The sequence below is a fragment of the Cupriavidus neocaledonicus genome, assembly GCF_000372525.1.
GTDB lineage: Bacteria > Pseudomonadota > Gammaproteobacteria > Burkholderiales > Burkholderiaceae > Cupriavidus > Cupriavidus neocaledonicus.
On record NZ_AQUR01000090.1, the window covers coordinates 101633 to 125315 of the forward strand.

The window sequence follows — 23683 nt, forward strand, 5'->3', positions numbered from 1 at the left end:
AATTCCTCCGGAGGGGAGCTACGGTGCCGGAAAAAATACCCCCAAACCAGCGTTCAGGAAAGCCGCGGGACGCCCGCCGATGCCGCTTTAAAGCTCTTCCTTGATCGGGAGCACGCGCAGCACGCCGATCCCCAGATGTTGCAGCGGGCCCATGCCTGGCTCGCCGTCGTAGACCACCAGCTGGCCCTTCTCGCGCGTGGTCCAGGTCAGGCGCGGATTGCCGCCGTCGCCGTCGGTCTGCAGCCCGACGCGGTAAGCCATGTCGAGCAGGCCGTCTTCGGTGGAGCGGGTCATGCGCTCGGCCAGCGCCGGGCTGTCGAGCACCACGCCCATCTCGGTATTCAGCCTGGCCGAACGCGGGTCCATGTTGAGCGAGCCGATAAAGACCAGGCGCCGGTCGACGATGTAGTTCTTGGCGTGCAGGCTGGCGCGGCTGGACGACAGCCAGGCGCGCGAGCGCGAGCCGCGCGCGGCCTTGCCACGGTTGGCCAGCTCGGCGTAGGCGCTGGGCTTGAGCTCGTACAGTTCCACGCCGGCGGCGACCAGCGCCCGGCGGTGCGGCGCGTAGCCCGCGTGCACCGGGCTGACATCGGTGGCTTCGAACGAGTTGGTCAGGATGCGCACGCGGATGCCGCGCCGCGCCAGCGCGATCAGCCAGGCTTCGCCGTCGTCGTCGGGCACGAAGTAGGGCGAGATCAGCAGCACCTCCTTCTGCGCGCTGCTGATCATCTTCTCCAGCCGGGCGGTGGCGTGGCCCGGCTCGTCGTGGGTCTGGTGCGTGATCTTGGCGGCCTTGTCGGAGACCACCACGGCCTTGCCGTAGTAGCCGGGCATATGCCCGCTTTCGATGCCCCTGGCCAGACCCGAATCGAGCAGCTCCTGCACGTAGGGGCTGGCCACGGCCTGGTCGCCGCGCGCCTCCAGCCGCTTGCGCAGGCTGCGCATTTCCACCGGCGCTTCCTTGCCGGCGGGGATCAGAGCCACCACGGGATAGGACGACGCGTCGTTCCAGTACTCGTCGAACACCGCGGATACCTGGGGCACCGCCGGCCCGGCCACCAGCACGTCGAGGTCGCTGAAGTCCATGTCGGTGCGCGCCGAGAAATACGCGTCGCCGACATTGCGCCCGCCCAGCAGCGTGATCTGGTTGTCCACGGTCATCGACTTGTTGTGCATGCGGCGGTCCAGGCGGTTAAAGCTGACGAGCATTTCCAGCCAGCGCACGCTGCGGTTGGCGAACGGGTTGAACAGGCGCACCTCGATATTGGGATGCGAGTCGATCGCCGACAGGACCTTGTCGAGGCCGCCGGTATGCAGGTCATCGAGCAGCATGCGCACGCGCACGCCGCGATCGGCCGCGTCGAGGATGTCGCCGAGCACGGCCGCGCCGGTGCCGGTGGGCTCGAAGATATAGGTCTGCAGGTCCAGGCTGCGCTGCGCCGCGCGTGCCATCGCCAGCCGCGCGGCGAGCGCGTCGGGTCCGGATTGCAGCGGATAGAACAGCGACTCGCCCGGACGCTTGGCCAGGCGCGGCGCCAGCACCTTGCCCAAAGGCGTGTCGCTGGTATTGGCTGGCGCGGTCGAGGGGGTGCGCTCGGCCTGCGCCGGCAGGCTGGCGCAGCCGCCCAGCACCGCGGCGCCGAGCAGGGCAGCCAGCGCGAAGGCGGCCAGCTGGCGCGCGCGCCGGCACCAGCCGGCGCCGGCACGCCCCGCGGTCAGCGCCCGCCGGGCGTCGAACGGAACATGGCTGTGCGTGTGGAACATCCGTCAGTCTCCCTGCGCCAGTGAATGAAGGAACGGGGATGGGCCGGTTGGCCGGTTAATCGCACCGGCCGGCGTGCAGCGCCTGCTACCTCGCAAGATATACCCCGCGCGCCGGCATCGGCAGCGGTGCCATTCCTGTCCGCGCCGGGTGTTTGTCCTACAGCGCAAGCGTCCCGGTGACCAGGCACGGCCTGGCGGCGAGTGCGGCACCCGGCACCACGGCCCGGCACGGCCTGTCCGCAGCGGCTTTCCCTGCACAGCGATTTCTCTTATGATGCCGCCCAATATACCGGCCGGTAGCACCGGGAGGAGGCCCTGCGGCATGTGTCGCCGCCCGCGCGGTGGCGGACTCGCAGCTTGCGGCCGCCCGGCGCTGCCGGCAGCGTTGCGCGCCTTCGCGGCCTTTCGCCTGTACCGCAGGGCGCGCCCCCAGACCGGATCCCGATGTCGACCCAACCTTCCCAGCCTTCCTCCGCCGGCGCGAGCGCGCCCACCTTGCGCCGCAGCCTGCGCGCACGCCACCTCACCATGATCGCCATCGGCGGCTCCATCGGCACGGGCTTGTTCGTGGCCTCGGGCGCCACCATCGCGCAAGCCGGACCCGGCGGCGCGCTGGCCGCCTATATCCTGATCGGCGCGATGGTGTATTTCCTGATGACCAGCCTGGGCGAGCTCGCGGCCTATATGCCGGTGTCGGGCTCGTTCGCCACCTATGGCGCGCGCTATGTCGACGAGGGCTTCGGCTTCGCGCTCGGCTGGAACTACTGGTACAACTGGGCCGTGACCATCGCGGTGGAACTCGCCGCGGCGCAGCTGGTGATGCAGTACTGGTTCCCGGACACGCCCGGCGTGCTGTGGAGCGCGCTGTTTCTCGGCCTGATGTTCGCGCTCAATGCGATCTCGGTGCGCGGCTTCGGCGAGGCCGAATACTGGTGCGCGCTGGTCAAGGTGGTGACGGTGGTCGCCTTTATCGGCATCGGCACGCTGATGATCTTCGGCATCCTGCGCGGCGACATGGCGGCCAGCCACGGGCTGGCCAACCTGACCAGCGGCGATGCGCCCTTCGTCGGCGGGCTGCCCGCGCTGATCGGCGTGGCCATGATTGCCGGCTTCTCGTTCCAGGGCACCGAGCTGATCGGCATCGCCGCCGGCGAATCGGCCGATCCGGCGAAGAACATCCCGCGCGCCGTGCGCCAGGTGTTCTGGCGCATCCTGCTGTTTTATGTGCTGGCGATCCTGATCATCGGCATCCTGATTCCCTACACCGACCCCAGCCTGCTCAAGAGCGACGTGCAGACCGTGGGCGTGAGTCCGTTCACGCTGGTGTTCCGCCATGCGGGCCTGGCTTTTGCCGCCGGCGTGATGAACGCGGTGATCCTGACCGCGGTGCTGTCGGCGGGCAACTCCGGCATGTACGCCTCGACCCGCATGCTGTACAACCTCGCCACCGAGGGCCGCGCGCCGCGCGTGTTTGCCCGCCTGACGCGCAACGGCGTGCCGCTGGTGGCGCTGCTGGCCACCACCGCGGTGGGCGCGCTGTGCTTCCTGACCTCGCTGTTCGAAAGCAAGTCGGTGTACCTGTGGCTGCTGAACCTGTCGGGCATGACCGGCTTCATTGCCTGGCTCGGCATCGCCGTCAGCCATTACCGTTTCCGCAAGGGCTTTGTCGCCCAGGGGCATGACCTGGACCGCCTGCCCTATCGCTCGCCGTTCTTTCCCTACGGGCCGATCTTTGCCTTCGGGCTGTGCCTGGTCGTGACGCTGGGCCAGAACTACCAGGCCTTTACCAGCGGCAAGATCGACTGGGTCGGCGTGGCCGCCACCTATATCGGCATTCCGATCTTCCTGCTGATCTGGCTGGGCTACCGCATCGCGCGCAAGACGCGCTTCGTGCGCTACGCCGAGATGAAATTCCCCGCGCTGCCGGCCCGCGAAGCCGACGTGATGCGTACCGCCGTGCCGGCAGCCGGTGAATAGGCGCCGTTCCCGGGCGCCTGGCAATCCGCAGTCACCAAGCAAAACAAGCACAACGACAAGGAGCATGGCTTTGAAGACAGCAATCCGCATCAGCCTGCTGGCGCTTGGCGCCGGCATGGTCCTGGGCCTGCCCGCGCACGCCGCGCCCACGCTGGTGGAATCGGTGCAGGGCTATACCCTGCAGCAGGACCAGCTCACCCGCTTCACCGGGCTGGTATTCGACCAGGGCAAGGTGCTGGCCACCGGCGACGCCGCCACCCTGCGCGCGCAGTATCCGGGCGCGCAGCGCATCGACGGCCAGGGCAAGACCCTGCTGCCGGGCCTGATCGATGCCCACGGCCACGTGTTCCGCCTGGGCTTCAAGACCACCGAGATCTCGCTGTCGGGCACGCGCACGCTGGCCGAGGCGCAGGGCATGATCCGCGCCTATGGCGACAAGAACCCGCAGCGCAAGTGGCTGCTGGGCTATGGCTGGAACCAGGTGAACTGGAAGCTGGGCCGCTTCCCCACCGCGGCCGAGCTCGACGCCGCGGTGTCGGACCGGCCGGTGCGGCTGGTGCGCGTCGACGGCCATGCCGCGTGGCTCAACACCAAGGCGCTGCAGGCCGCCGGCATCACGCGCGACACCAGGGATCCGGCCGGCGGGCGCATCGAGCGCGATGCCAGCGGCAACCCCACCGGCGTGCTGGTCGACAAGGCCATGGCGCTGGTCAACAACGTGATCCCGCCGTACAGCGACGACGACCGCCGCGCCGCGCTGGCCGCCGCGCTGGCGCACATGAACGCGCTCGGCCTGACCGCCGCGGGCGACGCCGGCGTGACCGTCGCCGAAGACCGCATCTACCGCGAGTTCGCCGACCAGGGCAAGCTGACCACCCGCATCTACGGCATGATCCGCGACACCGGCGACGACTTCAAGGCGCTGTCGGCCAGGGGGCCGCTGTCGGGCTACGGCAATGACCGCTATTACCTGCGCGCGGTCAAGCTGTACGGCGACGGCGCGCTCGGCAGCCGCGGCGCGGCGCTGATGGCACCGTACTCGGACGACCACGTGCACAGCGGCCTGCTGTTCATGAGCGATGCCGCCATGCAGGCCGCGGTCAAGACCGCGATCAAGGCCGGCTACCAGGTCAACATCCACGCCATCGGCGACGCCACCAACCACCAGGTGCTGGACGCCATGGAAGCGGCCTACCGGGAGGTGGGCGGGCGCGAACTGCGCAACCGCGTCGAGCACGCGCAGGTGATCGCGCTGCCGGACATCCCGCGCTTCAAGGGCCTGGACCTGATCGCGTCGATGCAACCCACGCACGCGACCAGCGACATGAACATGGCCGAAGACCGCGTCGGCAAGGACCGCATCAAGGGTGCCTACGCCTGGCAGACGCTGCTCGGGCAAGGCACCGTGATCGCGGGCGGTTCGGACTTCCCGGTGGAATCGGCCAACCCGTTCTACGGCCTGCACGCGGCGGTGACCCGCACCGACCATGAAGGCCGCCCGATCCAGGGCTGGCATGCCGAAGAAGCCATGACCCTGGCGCAGGCCTTCCGCGCCTTCACGCTTGACGCGGCCTACGCCGAGCACCAGGAGAAGACGCTGGGCTCGCTCGAGCCGGGCAAGTGGGCGGACTTTATCCTGGTGGACCAGGACCTGTTCAAGGTCAAGCCTGCCGACATCTGGAAGACGCAGGTGCTCGAGACGTGGGTGGCCGGCGAGCGCGTGTACGCGAAAGACGGCAAGCGGTAATCCCGTGACGCGCCGCCGGACCGCCGCGGACGGGCGGGCCGCGGCGTGGCGGCACTAGGGGAGCAGGGCCATGGCGTGTTCCAGCCGGTGGACCAGCGCAGCGCTTGCCGGCTGCAACGGCAGCCTGGTTTCCGGGGCAATCACGCCGGATAGCGCCAGGGCCGCCTTGACCGGTGCGGGGTTCGGCTCCTCGAACAGCAGCGAGACCAGCGGGGCAAGCCTGGCAAACAAGGCACGGGCTGCGCGCAGGCGCCCGGTCTGCGCCAGCTGCAGCAGGCGCACGAACAGGTCCGGACGGATATGGGCGGACGCGGCGACAATGCCTGCCCCGCCGGCCAGCAGGTGATCGAGCAAGGCCGCATCCTCGCCGCACAGCACGGCAACATGCGGATCGCTGCCAGATGCCTGCAAACCGGCGCGGTCGCACTCCTTGACCGCCACGATCCGCGGGTGCGCCAACAGCGTTGCGATCAGCGCAGGCGACATCGGACAACCCGTTCGCTTCGGCACGTTGTACAGCATCAGCGGGCGGCCGGTTGCGCGCGCCACCTCGCCAAAATGCCAGACAAGGCCTTCGTCGGAGGGCCGCAGGTAGTACGGCGGCGGCACCAGGTAGCCCGCCAGATCGAAGGCATCCAGTTCAGCCACCTGCGCGCACACCGCACGCGTATCGACGGCGCCTACGCCGGCCATCACCGGCAGCTCGCCATGGACGGCTTCGAGCACCGCCGCCGTGAAGGCTTGCCGCTCGCGGCAGGAAAGCAGGCTACCCTCGCCCGTCGTACCCAGGATGATCAGGCCGTTCACGCCCGCCTCGACGTAATGCTCGGCCAGCCGGGCTGCGCCCGCCAGGTCCAGCGCGCCGCCACGCATCGGCGTGACCATGGGCACCCACACGCCCCATGGCGAGCGGCGCGGATTCGCACCGATGCCGGCCGCTTCGGTCGCGGTGCAGGACTGCACGGCGGGACCGGTGAAGGCCTCTTCTTCAGTGCGCCACATGGTCGTCCCCCAGCGCCGTCGTGGCGCCGAATTCCGCTGCCGGCAACGCCGTCATGATGGCATGCATGGCCGCGTCGCGATCGGCGCGGGCCAGGTCCACGTGCATCGTGGTTTCCCCGTGCCGGTAGTCCACGCTCACCACGTAGACGCGGATGCGTCCACCGAGCACCTGGTGCAGCGTCCGGCGCAAGGCAAACACCTCGACGGAAGACACGCCAAGGCGCAGCCGGATCCGCGCGGGCGCCGGCAAGGGAACCTTGCGCGGCGCGGCGACGGCGCTTTCGCCGCGGCGCGAGGTGGGACGTCGGGGAACCGTATCAACCGCCAGGCTTGAAGGTCGCATGTTGATGTGAACCCGCGCGTGCGGGTCGCATGTTGGACATAGCCTTATGCTAGCGAGCGACGTCTAAATTTGATGCAAGGATTGGGGGCGGCGCCATCAAATCGGCATCAAGACCGGCACCGGCGACACGAACGCTCAGAACGTTTTGGTCAGCGACGCCCACGCCGTACCACGGCCCATGTAGCGGCCCTTGGCATTGGTGTACACGGCCTTGTCGGCATTGGTATCGATATAGGCCACCGCCAGCGCGAAGCCCTTGCCCAGGTCCTTGGTCAGGCCGATCCTCCAGTCCACATACGATGCGTTGGCCACCTGCACCTTCTGATAGCCGACATGCGTATTCAGCGTCAGGCCCCAGACATTGAGCGGCACGTTCGCCGACAGGTCGACGTACCAGCTATGCTTGCTGTCCGCGAACCCGAACAGGTTGGTCGGCGCATAGGAGTACTTCAGCGTCACCGGGCCATATCCCAGGCCGGCGTAGAGCTCGGTGGTATAGGGTCGCGTGTAGCCTGCCGGATAGTCGCCCGGATAGAAGTACTGCAGCACGCCGACGTCGTAGCTCCAGTCCGTGCCAATCATGCCCTTGTAGCCGCCGTAGAAGTCCATCTCGATCGGCGCCGATACTTCCGCGTTGCTGTCGCCCAGCCAGCTGATGCTGGAGTTCCAGTTGCCCAGGTAAAAACCGCTGGCATGGCTGTAGTCGAAGCCGCCCTGGATGGCAGGCCGGCGGTTGGTCTGCATCAGGCCACGGTAGCGGTAGTCGGTTGCCACCGAGACGTTGGCGCTGAACGCGTGCGTCGGCGTTTCGGCTTCAGGCTGCGATTGCGCCATGGCGGGGCAGGCAGCAAACAGCGTAAGGGCAGGTACGGCGCAGACAAGCAGCGCACCGGAGGTCTGGCGCAGGAAAGTCATTTTCGTTTGGCGAGAGTTGAAGGAACTCCCGAAGCGGGAGCCTCGCCACGATAGGCGCAGACGGCTAAAAACGGTATCAAAAGACTGCCACGCCTGCGTGTAAATCCCATAAAGATCCTGGCTTTCCCGGGGTCTATCCCGCGAACCGGTAGCCCAGGCCGATCTCGGTCAGCAGATGGGCGGGTTGCGCCGGGTCGGCTTCGAGCTTGTGCCGCAGGTGTCCCATGTAGACCCGCAGGTACTGGCTGCTTTCGGACTGCGCCGGGCCCCAGACTTCGCGCAGCAGTTCGCGGTGCGTCATGACCTTGCCGCGATGCGCGATCAATACCGCCAGCAAGCGATATTCGATCGGGGTCAGATGCACGGCCTGGCCGGAACGCGTCACCGTCCTGTTGGACAGGTCGACGTGCACGTCGCCAAACGAAATCTGGAAAGACCCCTGCGGATTGGCCTTGGCATGTCGGCGCAGCAGCACGCGCAAGCGCGCGGTCAGCTCGGCGACGCTGAACGGCTTGGTCAGGTAGTCGTCGGCACCGGCATCCAGCGCGCCAACCTTGTCGGCTTCGCCACTGCGGGCGGACAGCACCAGAATCGGCACATGGGTCCAGGTTCGCACCTCGCCGATCAACTGCACGCCATCGCCGTCCGGCAGCCCCAGGTCGAGAATGACAAGGTCTGGCTGGCGCGTCCCGGCCTCGATCAAGCCGCGCCTGAGCGTTTCCGCCTCGCATACCGTGCAGCCCTCCGCCTCGAGCGTCGAGCGAACGAAGCGCCGGATATGCGGCTCGTCTTCGACCAGCAGGATGGTGGGGGAAAAATCGAACGGCATGACCTTCTCTCCTTGGGTGTACCGCACTTCAGGCATCCGCCGGCTCAGGCTCGAGCGCAGGCGGATTGCCGCGCGGCAGTGCGATGGTAAAGCGCGCTCCGGCCCGGCCGTGGGCCCCCACCGGCAGATCGGGGCGATGCGCAGGCTCGACCCAGATACGACCGCCATGCGCCAGCATGATGGCCTCGCAGACGGCAAGGCCGAGCCCGACGCCTGCCGTGGCAGATTCGCGTTCGCCGCGCGTGAACTTCTCGAAAATCTGCCGTTCCTTGCCCGTGGGTACGCCGGGGCCGTCGTCCTCCACCGAAATCCGGATGTCATCCTGGGCCACCGCGGCCGCAATCCGGATCTCGGTGCCCGCGCGCGTGTACTTGGCCGCGTTCTCCAACAGGTTGCAGAGCACGCGGTCGATCAGTACCGCGTCGCATTCGACCAGCGGCACGGCCGACAGGTCTGCCACCACGACGCGATGGCCGGCCAGCGCCTCGCGCATCGAGGCAAGGCTGGCGCCGACCAGTTCCTCCACCGACTGCCATTCCTTGGTGACGCGGACATCGGGACCTTGCAGTCTCGCCATATCCAGCAGGTTGACCACCATCGTCCTCATCCGCCTGGCCTGTTCCAGCATCGCGGATACCATCTGGTCCACCGCCGGCGCCAGCGGCGGACTGCCGCGCTGCAGGGTCTCGGCCATGCCGATCAGGCTGGTCAGCGGCGTACGCAGGTCATGCGACACGGCGGCCAGCAGCGAGCTGCGCAGTCGCTCCGATTCCATCGACAGCAGCGCTTGCTGCGCGACCTCGACATAGTGTAGCCGCTCGATGGCGATTGCGATCAGCGTGCAGAACACATCCACCTGGCGGCGCAGCGCCGGCTGCGCAAACGCGCGCGATGCCGCGGGCTCGACCGCGAGCACGCCGCGAGTCTGCATGGGCGCCTTGAGCGGCAGGTACAGCACGGTGCTGCCCGGCAACGTGTGAGTGCCGGTACCGGCGGGCTGGCCATGCGTAAAGACCCATTCGGCCAGTATGCGGTCAATCGAATCGGTACGCACGGTCGCATCGTGCTGGCTGGCGTCCGACACGGGCGGCAACAGCCGCCCCTGCGGCGACACCAGGAAAAAGGCGGAACTGGCATCGAACGCCGCCCGCAGGAAGCGGCTGCCGATCGAAACGATCTGGTCTGGCATCAGGGCGCCGGACAACTCGCGCGCCAGTTCGTACAAGGTGCGCGCGTCTTCCTCGCGCTGAACCGCCAGGCGGGCCTGCTCGCGCAGCCCGGCAGTCAGTTGGCCAATGACCAGCCCGACAGAGAGCATGACCAGGAAGGTCAGCAGGTACTGCACGTCGCTCACGGCAAATGACAGCCGTGGCGGTACAAAGAAGAAATCGAAGGCGGCCACCGCCAGGACGGATGCGAGTGCGGCGGGCCCGCGGCCGTGACGCAGCGCGACGCCGACGACTGCCGCCAGGAACAGCATCGCGATGTTGACGACATCGAACCACGGGAATGCCAATGCCGACAACATCGTGGCACAGGCGCACCAGACCACCGCCCAGGCGTAGTCCTTGCGCGTGGCGCCCGGCTGCGGTTCGCCCGGTTCCGCTTCCTGCGCCGCGTGGCGCGGCCGGATGTCGGCACGCGTGGTATCGGCGGCGACCCGGATGATGTCGACTTCCGGACAGCCGATCGCCAGCGCATCGGCAAAACTGCGGCGGCCGAACAGCCAGGCCGGCGCGCTGACGAAAGGCGACAGCGCCAGCGCCAGCAGCGAACGGGCGCGCTCGGCCAGCGAGGCGCCGCCACGACGCCAGTCCGCCGGTGCCCGTCCGATCACCACCTTGGTCAGGTTATGGCGGCGCACGTAGCCGACCACGGCCTGCACCATGTCATTGCCCGCCAGGGTCTCCGTCCGCGCGCCGAGTTCCTCGGCCAGGTGCATGGCCGCTTGCAGCCGGGCCTTGCCGGCCGCGGATGGCGGCGCCAGCCGCGGCGTGGCGATCGTGACCACATGCCAGTCGCAGTCCAGTTGCCCCGCCAGGCGTCGCGCGCTCTTGACCACCTGCTCGGCATCGTCGCCGCTGCCGATGCAGGCCAGAACGGCTTCGCGCGTGCGCCAGACCGCCTGCACGGCTTGCGCCTGCCGCCAGGCCCGCACGTCGTCGTCGACACGATCGGCGGTACGCCGCAACGCCAGTTCGCGCAGGGCGATCAGGTTGCCTTTGCGAAAGAAATTGCGCGCCGCATGCCGGGCCTGCTCCGGCAGGTAAACCTTGCCTTCCTTCATGCGACGCAGCAGTTCATCGGCTGGCAGGTCGACCAGCACGACCTCGTCGGCGCTGTCGAAGACCGTGTCGGGAACGGTTTCCCAGACGCGGATGCCGGTGATGCCCCCGACCGCTTCGTTCAGGCTGTCGAGATGCTGGACATTGACGGTCGTCCAGACGTCGATGCCGGCGCCCTGCAGTTCCTGGATATCCTGCCAGCGCTTGGGATGGCGGCTGCCTGGCGCATTCGAATGCGCCAGTTCATCAACCAGGATCAGGGACGGATGGCGGGCCAGCGCCGCGTCCAGGTCGAACTCCTTGAGCACGCGCTCGCGATACGGCACGTCCTTCATCGCCAGCCGTTCGATACCGGAGATCAGCGCTTCGGTCTCCGCGCGGCCATGGGTCTCGACGATGCCGATGACGACATCGGTACCCTGTTGCGCCGCGGCTCGCGCCGCGGTCAGCATGGCGAAGGTCTTGCCGACGCCAGCCGACGCGCCGAAGTAAACCCTGAGCTTGCCGCGTGCCGACCGTTCCCCTTCGGCCTGCACCATTTGCAGCAGCGCGTCCGGATCGGGGCGCGCGCCGGCGACGCGGAATTCTGCATCAGACATGAGGGGGCTCATCCGTGGCCGTGGCCCGGTAAAGGCCGCACTGTTTCATCCCTGCTATGGTGACCGCGTCAGCGGATCGGTGCAACACCGTCGAGCGCGAGGTTCAGCTTCAGCACGTTCACACCGGGATCACCCAGCACCGCCAGCAGCGGCACGTCGGTATTGGCGGCGATCAACTGCCTGACCTGCTCCAGCGGGATACCCCGGGCGCGGGCGACGCGGGCCGATTGGTATCCGGCGGCGGCCGGACTGATGTGCGGGTCCAGGCCGCTGCCCGAGGCCGTGACCAGGTCCACGGGCACCGGCGCCGCGTTGCCCGGCTCGGCGGCGCGCAACGCCTCGATGCGGGCGCGGGCGGCATCGGTCAGCGCGGCATTGTTCGGACCCAGGTTCGATCCGGCCGACGCCGACGCGTTGAATGGCATCGGCGCCGTCGCGGACAAGCGGCCCCAGAAGTATCCAGGGTCGGAGAACGGCTGGCCAATCAGTTCGGATCCCACGGTCTTGCCGTCCTTGCCGATCAGCGAGCCCCCCGCCTGGTGCGGGAACACGGCTTTCGCGATGCCGGTGATCACGCCCGGATAAAGCAGGCCAGTCACCAGCGACAAGGCAACGAAGACCGCGATCATGGGCCGGAACAGCCCGCCCTGCACCGGCGCCGGGGCCGGCATGGCCGGCTGAAGCGGCGCTTGCGGTGATTGCGCTTGAGGATTCATGTGTACTCCGGGAAAAGTCAGACCCAGCCGAACAGGGCAAGGATCATGTCGATCAGCTTGATGCCGGCGAACGGCACCAGGATGCCGCCAAGGCCGTAGATCACCAGGTTGCGCCGCAGCAGCACCGCGGCGCCAAGGGGCCGGTAGACCACGCCCTTCAGGGCCAGGGGAATCAGGACGACGATGATCAGTGCATTGAAGATCACCGCCGACATGATTGCCGACGCCGGCGTCGCCAGGCCCATGACATTGAGCAGGTTGAGCTGAGGATAGGTCGTGGCGAACGCTGCCGGGATGATCGCGAAATACTTGGCGATGTCATTGGCAACGCTGAAGGTCGTCAGCGATCCGCGCGTCATCAGCATCTGCTTGCCGATCTCGACGATTTCGATCAGCTTGGTCGGATTGCTGTCCAGGTCGACCATGTTACCGGCCTCCTTGGCGGCCTGCGTGCCGCTGTTCATCGCCACGGCAACGTCGGCCTGCGCCAGCGCCGGGGCGTCGTTGGTACCGTCTCCGGTCATGGCGACCAGGCGGCCATCCGCCTGATACTGGCGGATCAGCCTGAGCTTGGCCTCGGGCGTGGCCTCGGCAAGGAAGTCATCCACGCCCGCTTCGGCGGCAATCGACGCCGCGGTCAGGCGGTTGTCGCCGGTGATCATCACCGTCCTGATCCCCATCTTGCGCAGTTCGCCGAAGCGTTCGCGAATGCCGGTCTTGACGATGTCCTTCAACTCGATCACGCCGAGCACGCGCACCGACGTACCGCTGGCATCGGCCACCACCAGGGGCGTGCTGCCGGCGCGTGCCACGTCGTCCACGGCCTGCATCACGGCGTCCGGAAACTTGCCGGCGTGCTCGGTCACGTAGCGCCGCACCGCATCGGCCGCGCCCTTGCGCACCTGCCGGGCGCCGTCGCCGTGCGCGAGATCGATGCCACTCATGCGCGTCTGCGCGCTGAATGGCACGAATACCGGCAGTGCGGTGCTCTGCGGCGCGACGAGGCCGATGCCGGGTTGCTGCCGCGCCAGCGACACGATGCTGCGGCCTTCCGGGGTTTCATCGGCCAGCGACGACAGCCAGGCCGCTTCCGCGAGCTGCAGCAGCGACACGCCCGGCGCCGGGATGAAGTGCGCGGCCTGGCGGTTGCCATGGGTAATGGTGCCGGTCTTGTCGAGCAGCAGCACGTCCACGTCCCCGGCGGCCTCGACCGCGCGGCCCGAGGTGGCGATCACGTTCGCTTCCATCATCCGGCTCATGCCGGCGACGCCGATGGCGGACAGCAGGCCGCCGATGGTCGTGGGTATGAGACACACCAGCAGCGCCACCAGTACGGTCATCGTCACGGGGACACCGGCCTTGGTCACCAGCACGGCATAGAGCGAGAACGGCTGCAGCGTGGCCGTGGCCAGCAGCAGCACCAGGGTCAGGCCGACCAGCAGGATGGTCAGGGCCAGTTCGTTCGGCGTCTTCTGCCGCTTGGCACCTTCCACCATGGTAATCATGCGGTCGATGAAGCTTTCGCCGGGATTGGTGGTGATGCGCACCACGATCCAGTCCGACAGCACGCGCGTGCCGCCCGTCACCGACGAGAAATCGCCACCGGATTCGCGAATCACCGGCGCCGACTCCCCGGTGATGGCGCTCTCGTCAACCGAAGCCACGCCGTCGATGACCTCGCCGTCGCCGGGAATCATGTCGCCCGCTTCCACCAGCACGACGTCGCCGCGCCGCAGGGCGGTAGCAGCCCGCGGCTCGGTGGCGCCGCCGCGCTTGCCGTCCCTCAGCACGCGCGCGGTCACGGTCGTCTTCAGTCCCCGCAGTGCCTGCGCCTGTTGCTTGCTGCGCCCCTCCGCCAGCGCCTCGGCAAAGTTGGCGAACAGCACCGTGAACCACAGCCAGATCGCCACCGCCAGGATGAAGCCCGCGGTCTCGCTGCCTGCGGCGGGCGCGGGCTCGAACAGCGCGCGCAGGAACAGGATCGTCGTCAGGATGCTGCCGACATAGACGACGAACATGACCGGGTTGCGCAACTGGTCGCGTGGCGACAGCTTTCTGAACGCCGCCGCAAGCGCTGGCCTTACCAATTCCGGCGCAAGCATCCCGCGCGAGCTCGGCCGGTGTGGATGATGAGCGTGGTGGTGGGCGGCGTGCTGCGTGCCGGCGGCAGCCGCTCCCTGCGCTTGCGCAGGCCTGGAAACGGTTGTGTCGGGCGCCGTGCCCTTGCCTTTGGCCGTCTGGGCCATCGAATCGTGTTGCATGGTTTCTCCGCAATCCTCCGTAAGCGCCGGCGCGTAGCCCGCTCGGGCCGCAGGTGCCAGGCGCGCAGGAATGCCTGATATCACTGGGTCAGTGGGTCGCCGGTTGGGTTGCGGTCACGGCGCCCTGAAGTTGCTCGGCAACCGGTCCGAGTGCCAGCGCTGGCACATAGGTCAGCGCTCCCACCAGCAGAACCGTGCCAACCAGCAGCGCCACGAACAGCGGGCCGTGCGTGGGCATGGTGCCGCCGCTTACCGGCACGCGTCGCTTGGCCGCCAGCGAGCCCGCCAGGGCGAGCACCGGGATGATGATCCAGAAGCGTCCGAGCCACATTGCCGCCGCCAGCAGCGTGTTGTAGAACGGCGTGTTGGCCGACAGGCCGGCGAAGGCGCTGCCGTTGTTGTTCGCCGCGGACGACAACGCATACAGGATCTCGGAGAACCCGTGCGTGCCGGGATTGAACACCCCGGCGCGGCCCGCTTCGGTCATCACCGCGGCCGATGTGCCGAGCAGCACCAGCAGCGGCGTGACCAGGATCGCCACCGCGGTCATCTTCATCTCGTAGGTTTCGATCTTCTTGCCGAGGTACTCGGGCGTGCGGCCGATCATCAGGCCGGCAATAAACACCGCCAGCAATGCGTACACGAGCATGCCGTACAGGCCCGAACCCACGCCGCCGAACACCACCTCGCCCAGTTGCATCAGCAGCATGGGGACCCCGCCGCCAATGGCGGTAAAGGAGTCGTGCATGGCATTGACCGCGCCGCACGACGCAGCCGTGGTGATGGTGGCAAACAACGCCGACGCGGCGATACCGAAACGGGTTTCCTTGCCTTCCATGTTGCCGCCCCCCTGCAGCAGCGAGCCGGCATGGTCGACAGACAAGCCCGCCAGGGCAGGATTGGCCATTTGCTCGGCGATGCCTGCCACACTGGCCATGGCGACGAAGATCACCGCCATCGCCGCGAGCACCGCTATCCCCTGCCGCCTGTCACCCACCATCTCGCCAAAGGTGAAGCACAGCGCGGCCGGGATCAGGAAAATCGCCAGCATCTCGATGAGGTTGGCAAGCCCGTTGGGGTTTTCAAAGGGATGCGCGGAGTTCGCGTTGAAGAACCCGCCGCCGTTGGTGCCGAGCATCTTGATGGCTTCCTGCGAAGCCACGGGGCCCATCGCCAGCGTCTGCCTGTCCGTCGTCACCGCCTCGGTCACCGGCTGGTGCCCGGCATCGAGTACCGGTTGCCCGGCAGCGTCGACCTTGGGCTGGCTGTATTCCACCGGCGCAACCAGGCTGACTTCCCGATAGGCGTCGAAGTTCTGGATCACGCCCTGACTGACCAGGGCCAGCGCAATCACCGTGGCGAGCGGCGCCAGCACGTACAGCGTGATCCGGGTCAGATCGACCCAGAAATTGCCGATGGTGACGGTGCTCTGCCGCGCAAAGCCGCGGATCAGCGCGAACACCACGGCAATGCCGGTCGCCGCGGACAGGAAATTCTGCACGGTCAGCGCGAGCATCTGGGTCAGGTAAGCCATGGTGGACTCGCCCGCATAGCCCTGCCAGTTGGTATTGGAGACGAAGCTGATGGCCGTATTGAACGCGGAGTCCGGCGACACCGCGCCGAAGCCTTGCGGGTTGAGCGGCAGCATCCCTTGCAGGCGCTGGAGCGCGTAGACCGCAAGCACGCCAAGCAGGTTGAACGCTACCACCGCGATGGCGTAGTGTTTCCATCCCATCCCGGCATCCGGACGCACACCGCCCAGGCGATACAGCAGCCGCTCGAGCGGGCGTCCCCACCCCGTCAGGGCATAGCGGTCATCCTCCACCGCACGCCGGATATAGCGCCCGAGGAACGGCGCGCATGCCAGCAGGATGGCCAGATACAGGGCCAGCAGACCCACGAATTGCGATGACATCAGAATTTCTCCGGCCGGAACAGCGCAACGAGGAGGTAAACGAAGACGGCGACAGCCAGCGCGCCGCCGAGCAGGTCGGTCCACGCCATCACAGCCCCCTGTCAGTTGTGCCGTCCGTGTCCGGCAACGGGATGTGCTGGGCGCCAGGCGCAGTGGCCCCCGTTGCGTCAGGTGCGAGCCTGATGCAAAGCCCCAACAACGCCGCGCTCAGGGCAGCGAGCCCAAGCAATACGATCAGATAGATCCAGTCCATGACAAAACACCTCAGAGCAACTCAGGCTTGGAGCTTAGCGAGGGCGTCGTAAAAACTGGGTATAAAGGCGGCGCAAACGTATAAAGAACGTATAAAGACCGGGCTTGCGCGCGCCGCGCCGGCCGCAGCATTGCGCGGTGCCGAAGATCTTTGCCGGACCCTTCATGCCACACGCGGGCAGCCCCCCGCGGCGTCTGGCCCCGCACCGCTTGCCGTTCCGAGGGCGCAACAGCGGTGCCGCGGCTTCGCCTCCGTCTTTATCGGATCTTTACGTGCGGCAGCCATTTATTGATGCGCGGTAAACGCAGACTTGCATACGCTACCGGTACTGCAGCGTGGCCCCGCACAACGGTCCCGGCATATCAATCCTTCTAGACCGACATGATCAAGCTACTCGTTGTTGCCGACGACTCGGACAGTTCGCTATGGGCCGTCCGCCACGCAGCCTTCCTCTGCACAGAAGGCTGCGCTGCCGAGGTGGTGCTGCTCAACGTGCAACGTCCGATCGAACATGGGCGTGCCAGCGCCTATCATTCGCTTGCCGAACTGCGCGAGCGGGAACGGCAAGCCGGCGAAGCGGTACTTGCCAGGGCTGCCGACATCCTCGCCGACTCAGGCGTAAAGCATGTGGCGCAGATTGGCGTCGGCACGCCTGTGCAGACCATCATCAGCGCGGCCAGGGCCTGCGCATGCGACGGCATCCTGCTGGGCGTGTCGTGCTGGTCGCGCATCCTGGCGCTCGCCGGCGCCGGCGTTCCCGCCAGGATCATGCGGCGCTCGCCCATTCCCGTCACACTGGTCAATGCGCCGCGGACCATGCGCATCCCCGGCGCGACCCGCCCCCAATGGCCCACGTCGGCGCGCAACCATCCGGCGCTGGTCGTCTATCCGGCGAGCGTTTCGTACTGAACCGCAACGCAGTCCCGGACCGCGACTGCCGCACGCTTTGAGGCCGGGCGGGATCCGCAGGTATCGGCCAGCGCCGGCGGTCTCCGCTGCGCCGGCGCTGTCTGTTGGCCGAGGCGCCAGTCCAATGCGGTACCAGGTACCGGTGCCGCGCCGTCGGCACGCCGCGGGTCATGATCTTGTCGGGACCTGCGCACGCCCGGACCGGCCACCATCCGCCGTTGCTTTCACCACAAACCCCATCCTGCCGCCTTGACGCCAGGGCGCGCGCGTGGGCATCATTCGGTCTTTTCCGAAATGCGAATTATTCGCATTTGTATTGACATTTACATACAGGCCTGCCTGTCTTCTGCTGTCCCACCATGAGCCGCCAAGTCCTTCGCGCCGCGCGTGCGCGCGCCCCCCAACCCCGCCATCTCGCCGTGATGGCGCAACTTGCCGTGCTCGCCGGCTTTCCGGCGACGGCCGCGCTGGCGCAGCAAGCCGCAGCGCCGGCCGCTGCGGCCTCGCTGCCGGCGGTGACCGTGAGCGCCTCGGCGGTGGACGATGCCGGCCTGCAGCTTGAGAAAAAGGCCAGCACCGGCGCGCTGGGCTCGCGCACGCAGCTGGACACGCCGTACTCCACCACCATCGTCACCGGCGAAGACCTGGCCGAGCGCCAGGTGGCCAAGCTCGGCGACGTCTTCACCATGGACGCGTCGGTCAGCGACAACGGCAACGGCTACAACAGCTGGTCCAGCTACCTGAGCGTGCGCGGCCTGCAGATCGACTGGCAGAACGGCTTCAAGATCAACGGCCTGCCGTTCGTGGCCTACGGCATTACGCTGCCCTACGAGCACATGGAGCAGGTGGAGCTGCTCAAGGGCCTGCCGGGCTTTATGTACGGCTTCGCCACGCCGGGCGGCATCGTCAACTACGTCACCAAGAAGCCGACCGACACCTTCACGGCGTCGTTCGAACTGGGCTACCGTGCCGCCAACGTGTGGAGCGAGCACGTCGATCTGGGCGGCCGCGCCGGCCCCGACAACATGTTCGGCTACCGCCTGAACGCGACGCACGAGGAAGGCACCCCGTACAACGCGCGCAACATCCGGCGCGACAGCGTGTCGCTGGGGCTGGACGCGCGCCTGACCAAGGACCTGACCTGGAACTTCGACTCGATCTACCAGGACCGCCGCGCCACCGGCCAGATGCCCTCGTTCAGCCTGTGGAGCTATGGCGATACGGCGCTGCCGGGCACGGTATCCGGGCGCATCCGCAACTTCGCGGGTGCCGACCAGCACCTGAACACCAACCTGCAGCTGTACAGCACCGGCCTGCGTTACCAGATCAATCCGGACTGGGCGGTCAGCACCAGCTACAGCTTCACCAAGGTCAACCGCAGCCGCAATGAAAGCACCTACAACCTGCTGAACCAGGCCGGCGACTATATCGACCAGCGCTACGACACCGCGCAGAACCAGCAGGTGGGGCAATGGCAGGCGATGCTGGAGGGCAAGTTCCGCACCGGCCCGTTCGGCCACCAGCTGGTGACGGGCCTGTCGTGGCAGAAGCAGATCGACCGCTATGACAACAATGGCTTCGGCGACGTCATCGGCACCGGCAATATCTTCGCGCCGAACACCAACACGTATTACAGCTCGACCGCCTTCAACAAGGTGCGCAACAGCGACATCACGCAGAAGTCGGTATTCGCCAGCGACACCGTGCAGCTGAGCGAGCGCTGGTCGGTGCTGGCCGGCCTGCGCGTGACCAACTTCGAGCAGAACGGCTATGTGCCGGTCACCTCCAGCTACAGCAAGAGCGGCGTGGTCACGCCGACGCTGGCGCTGATGTTCAAGCCGGTGCCGACGGCCACGGTCTATGCCAGCTATGTCGAGGCGCTGGAGCCCGGCTCGATCGTGCCGGACGGCTACACCAACGCGCGCCAGCTGCTCAGCCCGATCCGCAGCAAGCAGTACGAAATCGGCGTCAAGGCCGACCAGACCGCGTGGAGCGCGACCGCCGCGGCCTTCCGCATCGAGCGCGGCGCCGAATACGACAGCATCAGCGGCGGCGTGCCGACGCGCCAGCAGGACGGCACCTCGATCTACCAGGGCCTGGAGCTGGCCGGCGTGTACCGCCTGGGCGCGCAATGGGAGTTCGGCGCCAGCGCGATGTATCTCGATTCGTACTACGACAAGGGCGTGGCCAACAGCGGCAACCGCGTCGCCGGCGCACCCGGCTTCATCATGGCCGGCCGCGTCAGCTACCGGGTGCCGTTCGTGCCGGGCCTGCGCCTGGGCGTCGACGGCAAATACACCGGCAGCACCAAGCTCAATGCCGGCAATACGCTCGACGCCGGCGGCTACACGGTGTTCAACCTCGGCGCCAGCTACAGCACCCGCGTCGCCGGCAAGGACCTGACGCTGCGCGCCGCGCTGAACAACGTGACCAACAAGCGCTACTGGGGCTTCCAGTACGAAAACTACATCCAGCCGGCGGATCCGCGCAGCGTCAGTTTGACAGCGAAGATCGCGTATTGAAGTTTTCCGCACGCGCGCAATGACACCCGCTCTCTGGAGCGGGTTTTTTGTTGGTTCATCCTGTGCCTGGGGTGCGGCGGTTGGTTGGTTTGTCGTGCTTGGCGGGCGCGGCTGTTTCGCCGGCGCAGCCGGCGACCTACTTCTTGTCCGAGCGACAAGAAGCAGGCAAGAAACGCGTCGCCTATGCGGCTGGCAATCAATTCCACGGCGTTGGTGGTTCGGGCGGTGGTGCTTTCCGTTTGGGCGTGTTTGCCTGTTCGACCCTGCTACGCTATTTGAGTCAGGGCCAGTGCCTTTGATCACCCACTTTTGAACGATCCCAACAGGGTGTAGGCAGCCTGCTGCTCGCGCTATCGGTGGGACGCCTTCGGCTGCGCTGCGCGCGCTCCCTGTCTCAGATCTACGTCTCGGCACAGAGTGCGTCGCTGCGCTCGCACGGCGCTGTCGCGGAAGAGCCCAAAGGACTCTCCCCTCCCGCTTGTTTGCTCCCTCTCCCGCTCGCGGGAGAGGGCCGGGGGTGAGGGTCGGAGCATCCACGAAGTCCACCGCATACATCCCCACCCACTAACGCCCCCCCGCCCCCCAACTTCAGGGAAAACGAATGTTGACAATCGAGAATCCGTGATCTACAACATCGTCTACACCCATAACCAATTTTGTAGACAATTTAGTAGACACATTAAACACCCCCTGGCGCACCGCACAGAGCCCCGAAGGGCCGCGCGTCGCCTATCGTCAAGACACACATCTGCCAGGAGACTCAGATGATGCAAACCACCGCAACCCCCGCCGACGCAGCGCAGGCGCAGGGCGGGCATGCCGCACACGGCAATGCCCTGATCAAGCCCAGCTATGACGAACGCCTGACCAATGAGGACCTGGCCCCGTTGCGCAAGCAGACCTGGGGCACCTACAACATCTTTGCGTTCTGGATGTCCGACGTGCACAGCGTCGGCGGCTATATCACCGCGGGCAGCCTGTTCGCACTGGGGCTGACCAGCTGGCAGGTGCTGGTGTCGCTGCTGGTGGGGATCGTGATCGTGCAGTATTTCTGCAACCTGGTGGCCAAGCCCAGCCAGGTGACCGGCACGCCTTATCCGGTCATCTGCCGGGCCTCGTTCGGCGTGCTCGGCGCCAATATCCCGGCCATCATCCGCGGGCTGATCGCGGTGGCGTGGTACGGCATCCAGACCTATCTCGCGTCGAGCGCCTTCCTGGTGCTGGCGCTGCACTTCTTCCCGGCACTGGCGCCATACGCCGACGTCAGGCTGCATGGCTTCGCCGGCTTGTCGACGCTCGGCTGGGCCGCCTTCATGGTGCTATGGGTGTTGCAGGCGCTGGTGTTCTGGACCGGCATGGAGACCATCCGCAAGTTCATCGACTGGGCCGGCCCGGCGGTGTACGTGGTGATGATCGCGCTGGCGATCTGGCTGGTGAACAAGGCCGGCTGGGAGAACGTCAACTTCACGCTGAGCTTCGTCAAGTACACCGGCTGGGAAGCGGTGCCGGTGATGCTGAGCGCGATCGCGCTGGTGGTGTCGTACTTCTCCGGCCCGATGCTGAATTTCGGTGACTTCTCGCGCTATGCCAAGGATTTCAAGTCGGTCAAGCGCGGCAACTTCTGGGGCCTGCCGGTCAACTTCCTGGGCTTCTCGCTGCTGACCGTGATCACCACCTCGGCCACGCTGCCGGTGTTCGGCAAGCTGATCACCGATCCGGTCGAAACCGTCAGCCATATCGACAGCACCTTCGCCATGCTGCTGGGCGCCTTCACCTTCATGACGGCGACCATCGGCATCAACATCGTCGCCAACTTCGTCTCGCCGGCGTTCGACTTCTCCAACGTGTCGCCCAAGCACATCAGCTGGCGCACCGGCGGCATGATCGCCGCGGTGGCTTCGATCTTCATCACGCCGTGGAACCTGTACAACAACCCGCAGGTGATCCACTACACGCTGGACGTGCTGGGCGCCTTCATCGGTCCGCTGTTCGGCATCCTGATCGCCGACTACTACCTGGTGCGGCGCCAGCATGTGCAGGTCGATGACCTGTACACGCTGAATCCGCGCGGCCGCTACTGGTACCGCAACGGCTTCAACCCGGCGGCCGTGGCCACCATGATTCCCGCGGCCATCATCCCGATCCTGTGCGTGGTGGTGCCGGCCTGGCAGGCGGCGGCCAACTACAGCTGGTTTATCGGCATGGGCATCGCGCTGGTGCTGTACCGGCAGCTGGCGCCGCGCATGATGGCCGGGCACCTGGGCCGCCGCGCCGCCAGCCAGGCGTGATGCCGATCCATCCCTGAACCGACCCACGAACACGATCGCACCGAACCGAGCCGCGTCCATGAAGCTGAAGATCATCAACCCCAATACCACCCAGAGCATGACCGACAAGATCGGGCAGTGCGCCGCCGCCGTGGCGGCACCCGGCACGCGCATCAGCGCGGTCAGCCCGCGCATGGGCCCGGCTTCGATCGAAAGCCACTATGACGAAGCCCTGTCGGTGCCGGGCATCCTCGACGAGATCCTGGCCGGCGAGCAGGAAGGCGTCGATGGCTACGTCATCGCCTGCTTCGGCGACCCCGGCCTGTACGCCGCGCGCGAAGTCGCGCGCGGCCCGGTGATCGGCATCGCCGAGGCCGCCATGCACATGGCCAGCGTGGTCGGCAGCAGCTTCAGCGTGGTCACCACGCTGGCACGCACCTGCAATATCGCCTGGCACCTGGCCGAGCGCTACGGCATGAAGCGCTTCTGCAACAACGTGCGCGCCTGCGACCTGCCGGTGCTGGAGCTGGAGCGCCCCGGCTCCGATGCGCGCCGCATCATCACCGAGGCCTGCCGGGTGGCGCTGGCCGAAGACCGCAGCGAATGCATCGTACTGGGCTGCGCCGGCATGACCGACCTGTGCGACGAGATCGCCGACGCCATCGGCGCGCCGGTGATCGACGGCGTGTCGTGCGCGGTCAAGCTGGCCGAGGCGCTGGTGTCGGTGCGGCTGGGCACCAGCAAGCGCGGCGACTGGGCACGGCCGCTGCCCAAGGCCTATGCCGGCATGCTGGCCCCCTATGCCCTGAACTGAACCCCATGTCTTCCCGCACCTTGTCCGCTTCCACCACCATGCTCCAGTCCCGCTATCCCCGCGATCTGATCGGTTACGGCGCCCGCCCGCCGCACGCCCGCTGGCCCGGCGGCGCGCGCGTCGCGCTGCAGTTCGTGCTCAACTACGAAGAAGGCGGCGAAAACTGCGTGCTGCACGGCGACGCCGCTTCCGAGCAGTTCCTGTCCGAGATCGTCGGCGCCGCGGCCTACCCCGACCGCCACATGAGCATGGAGGGCATCTACGAATACGGCGCGCGCGCCGGCGTCTGGCGCATCCTGCGCGAGTTCGAAAAGCGCGGCCTGCCGCTGACCATCTTCGGCGTGTCGATGGCGCTGCAGCGCCATCCGGAACTGACNCGCGCCTTCGTCGANCTGGGCCACGAGATCGCCTGCCACGGCTGGCGCTGGATCCACTACCAGAACATCGACGAAGCCACCGAGCGCGAGCACATGCGCATCGGCATGCAGATCATCAAGGACCTGACCGGCGAGCTGCCGCTGGGCTGGTACACCGGCCGCGACAGCCCCAACACGCGCCGCCTGGT

The 23683-nt window shown here is 67.1% G+C and carries 17 protein-coding genes; 7 read left to right on the plus strand and 10 right to left on the minus strand.

The window, feature by feature from the left end; genetic code table 11:
• Positions 1-87: 87 nt before the first annotated feature.
• Entirely contained in the window at positions 88-1764 is a 1677-nt protein-coding gene (locus A3AG_RS0111820; RefSeq protein WP_018005600.1) for a phospholipase D family protein, read from the minus strand.
• A gap of 444 nt (positions 1765-2208) precedes the next feature.
• Here A3AG_RS0111820 and A3AG_RS0111825 point away from each other — a divergent pair, with 444 nt between their 5' ends.
• Positions 2209-3741 carry an amino acid permease gene (locus tag A3AG_RS0111825; RefSeq protein WP_018005601.1) on the plus strand — a complete coding sequence of 511 codons (1533 nt, stop codon included), beginning with the start codon at positions 2209-2211 and terminating at the stop codon, positions 3739-3741.
• Between the two features lie 70 nt (positions 3742-3811).
• Positions 3812-5488 (plus strand): amidohydrolase, encoded by a 1677-nt coding sequence (locus A3AG_RS0111830; RefSeq protein WP_018005602.1) that lies wholly within the window; start codon positions 3812-3814, stop codon positions 5486-5488.
• A 54-nt stretch (positions 5489-5542) separates the two neighbouring features.
• Here the strand turns inward: A3AG_RS0111830 and dapA are convergent, their stop codons facing one another.
• The 9 genes from dapA to kdpF form a co-directional block, all read right to left on the minus strand.
• Entirely contained in the window at positions 5543-6490 is a 948-nt protein-coding gene (gene dapA / locus A3AG_RS0111835; protein ID WP_018005603.1) for a 4-hydroxy-tetrahydrodipicolinate synthase, read from the minus strand.
• Entirely contained in the window at positions 6477-6833 is a 357-nt protein-coding gene (locus A3AG_RS0111840) for a hypothetical protein (RefSeq protein ID WP_018005604.1), read from the minus strand. Before A3AG_RS0111840 ends, dapA begins: the two co-directional genes overlap by 14 nt.
• Before the next feature lie 135 nt (positions 6834-6968).
• The gene (locus A3AG_RS0111845; protein ID WP_018005605.1) at positions 6969-7748 is read right to left on the minus strand and encodes a TorF family putative porin; all 780 of its coding nucleotides are present in this window, start codon (positions 7746-7748) and stop codon (positions 6969-6971) included.
• Between the two features lie 133 nt (positions 7749-7881).
• Positions 7882-8577, minus strand: coding sequence for a two-component system response regulator KdpE (gene kdpE, locus A3AG_RS0111850; RefSeq protein WP_018005606.1), 696 nt, complete (start codon positions 8575-8577; stop codon positions 7882-7884).
• Between the two features lie 28 nt (positions 8578-8605).
• On the minus strand, positions 8606-11461 hold the full coding sequence (locus tag A3AG_RS0111855) for a DUF4118 domain-containing protein (RefSeq protein ID WP_018005607.1): 2856 nt from the start codon (positions 11459-11461) through the stop codon (positions 8606-8608).
• Positions 11462-11529: 68 nt separating this feature from the next.
• Positions 11530-12177 carry a potassium-transporting ATPase subunit KdpC gene (gene kdpC, locus A3AG_RS0111860; protein WP_026164127.1) on the minus strand — a complete coding sequence of 216 codons (648 nt, stop codon included), beginning with the start codon at positions 12175-12177 and terminating at the stop codon, positions 11530-11532.
• 17 nt (positions 12178-12194) lie between these two features.
• Positions 12195-14279 carry a potassium-transporting ATPase subunit KdpB gene (gene kdpB, locus A3AG_RS0111865; protein WP_115678492.1) on the minus strand — a complete coding sequence of 695 codons (2085 nt, stop codon included), beginning with the start codon at positions 14277-14279 and terminating at the stop codon, positions 12195-12197.
• Between the two features lie 247 nt (positions 14280-14526).
• On the minus strand, positions 14527-16353 hold the full coding sequence (gene kdpA, locus A3AG_RS0111870; RefSeq protein WP_018005610.1) for a potassium-transporting ATPase subunit KdpA: 1827 nt from the start codon (positions 16351-16353) through the stop codon (positions 14527-14529).
• Complete coding sequence (gene kdpF, locus A3AG_RS31605) at positions 16353-16442, minus strand: K(+)-transporting ATPase subunit F (protein ID WP_018005611.1); 90 nt, start codon at positions 16440-16442, stop codon at positions 16353-16355. Before kdpF ends, kdpA begins: the two co-directional genes overlap by 1 nt.
• A 545-nt stretch (positions 16443-16987) precedes the next feature.
• Here kdpF and A3AG_RS0111885 point away from each other — a divergent pair.
• The 5 genes from A3AG_RS0111885 to A3AG_RS0111905 all read left to right on the plus strand — a co-directional run.
• Positions 16988-17515 carry a universal stress protein gene (locus A3AG_RS0111885; RefSeq protein ID WP_018005613.1) on the plus strand — a complete coding sequence of 176 codons (528 nt, stop codon included), beginning with the start codon at positions 16988-16990 and terminating at the stop codon, positions 17513-17515.
• Positions 17516-17874: 359 nt separating this feature from the next.
• Complete coding sequence (locus A3AG_RS0111890; RefSeq protein WP_018005614.1) at positions 17875-20037, plus strand: TonB-dependent siderophore receptor; 2163 nt, start codon at positions 17875-17877, stop codon at positions 20035-20037.
• A gap of 764 nt (positions 20038-20801) precedes the next feature.
• Positions 20802-22325, plus strand: coding sequence for an NCS1 family nucleobase:cation symporter-1 (locus A3AG_RS0111895; protein WP_018005615.1), 1524 nt, complete (start codon positions 20802-20804; stop codon positions 22323-22325).
• Positions 22326-22383: 58 nt separating this feature from the next.
• Positions 22384-23118, plus strand: coding sequence for an aspartate/glutamate racemase family protein (locus tag A3AG_RS0111900; protein ID WP_018005616.1), 735 nt, complete (start codon positions 22384-22386; stop codon positions 23116-23118).
• Between the two features lie 38 nt (positions 23119-23156).
• Positions 23157-23683, plus strand: a 527-nt coding sequence (locus tag A3AG_RS0111905) for a polysaccharide deacetylase family protein (RefSeq protein ID WP_026164128.1), incomplete at its 3' end; no start/stop codon positions are given.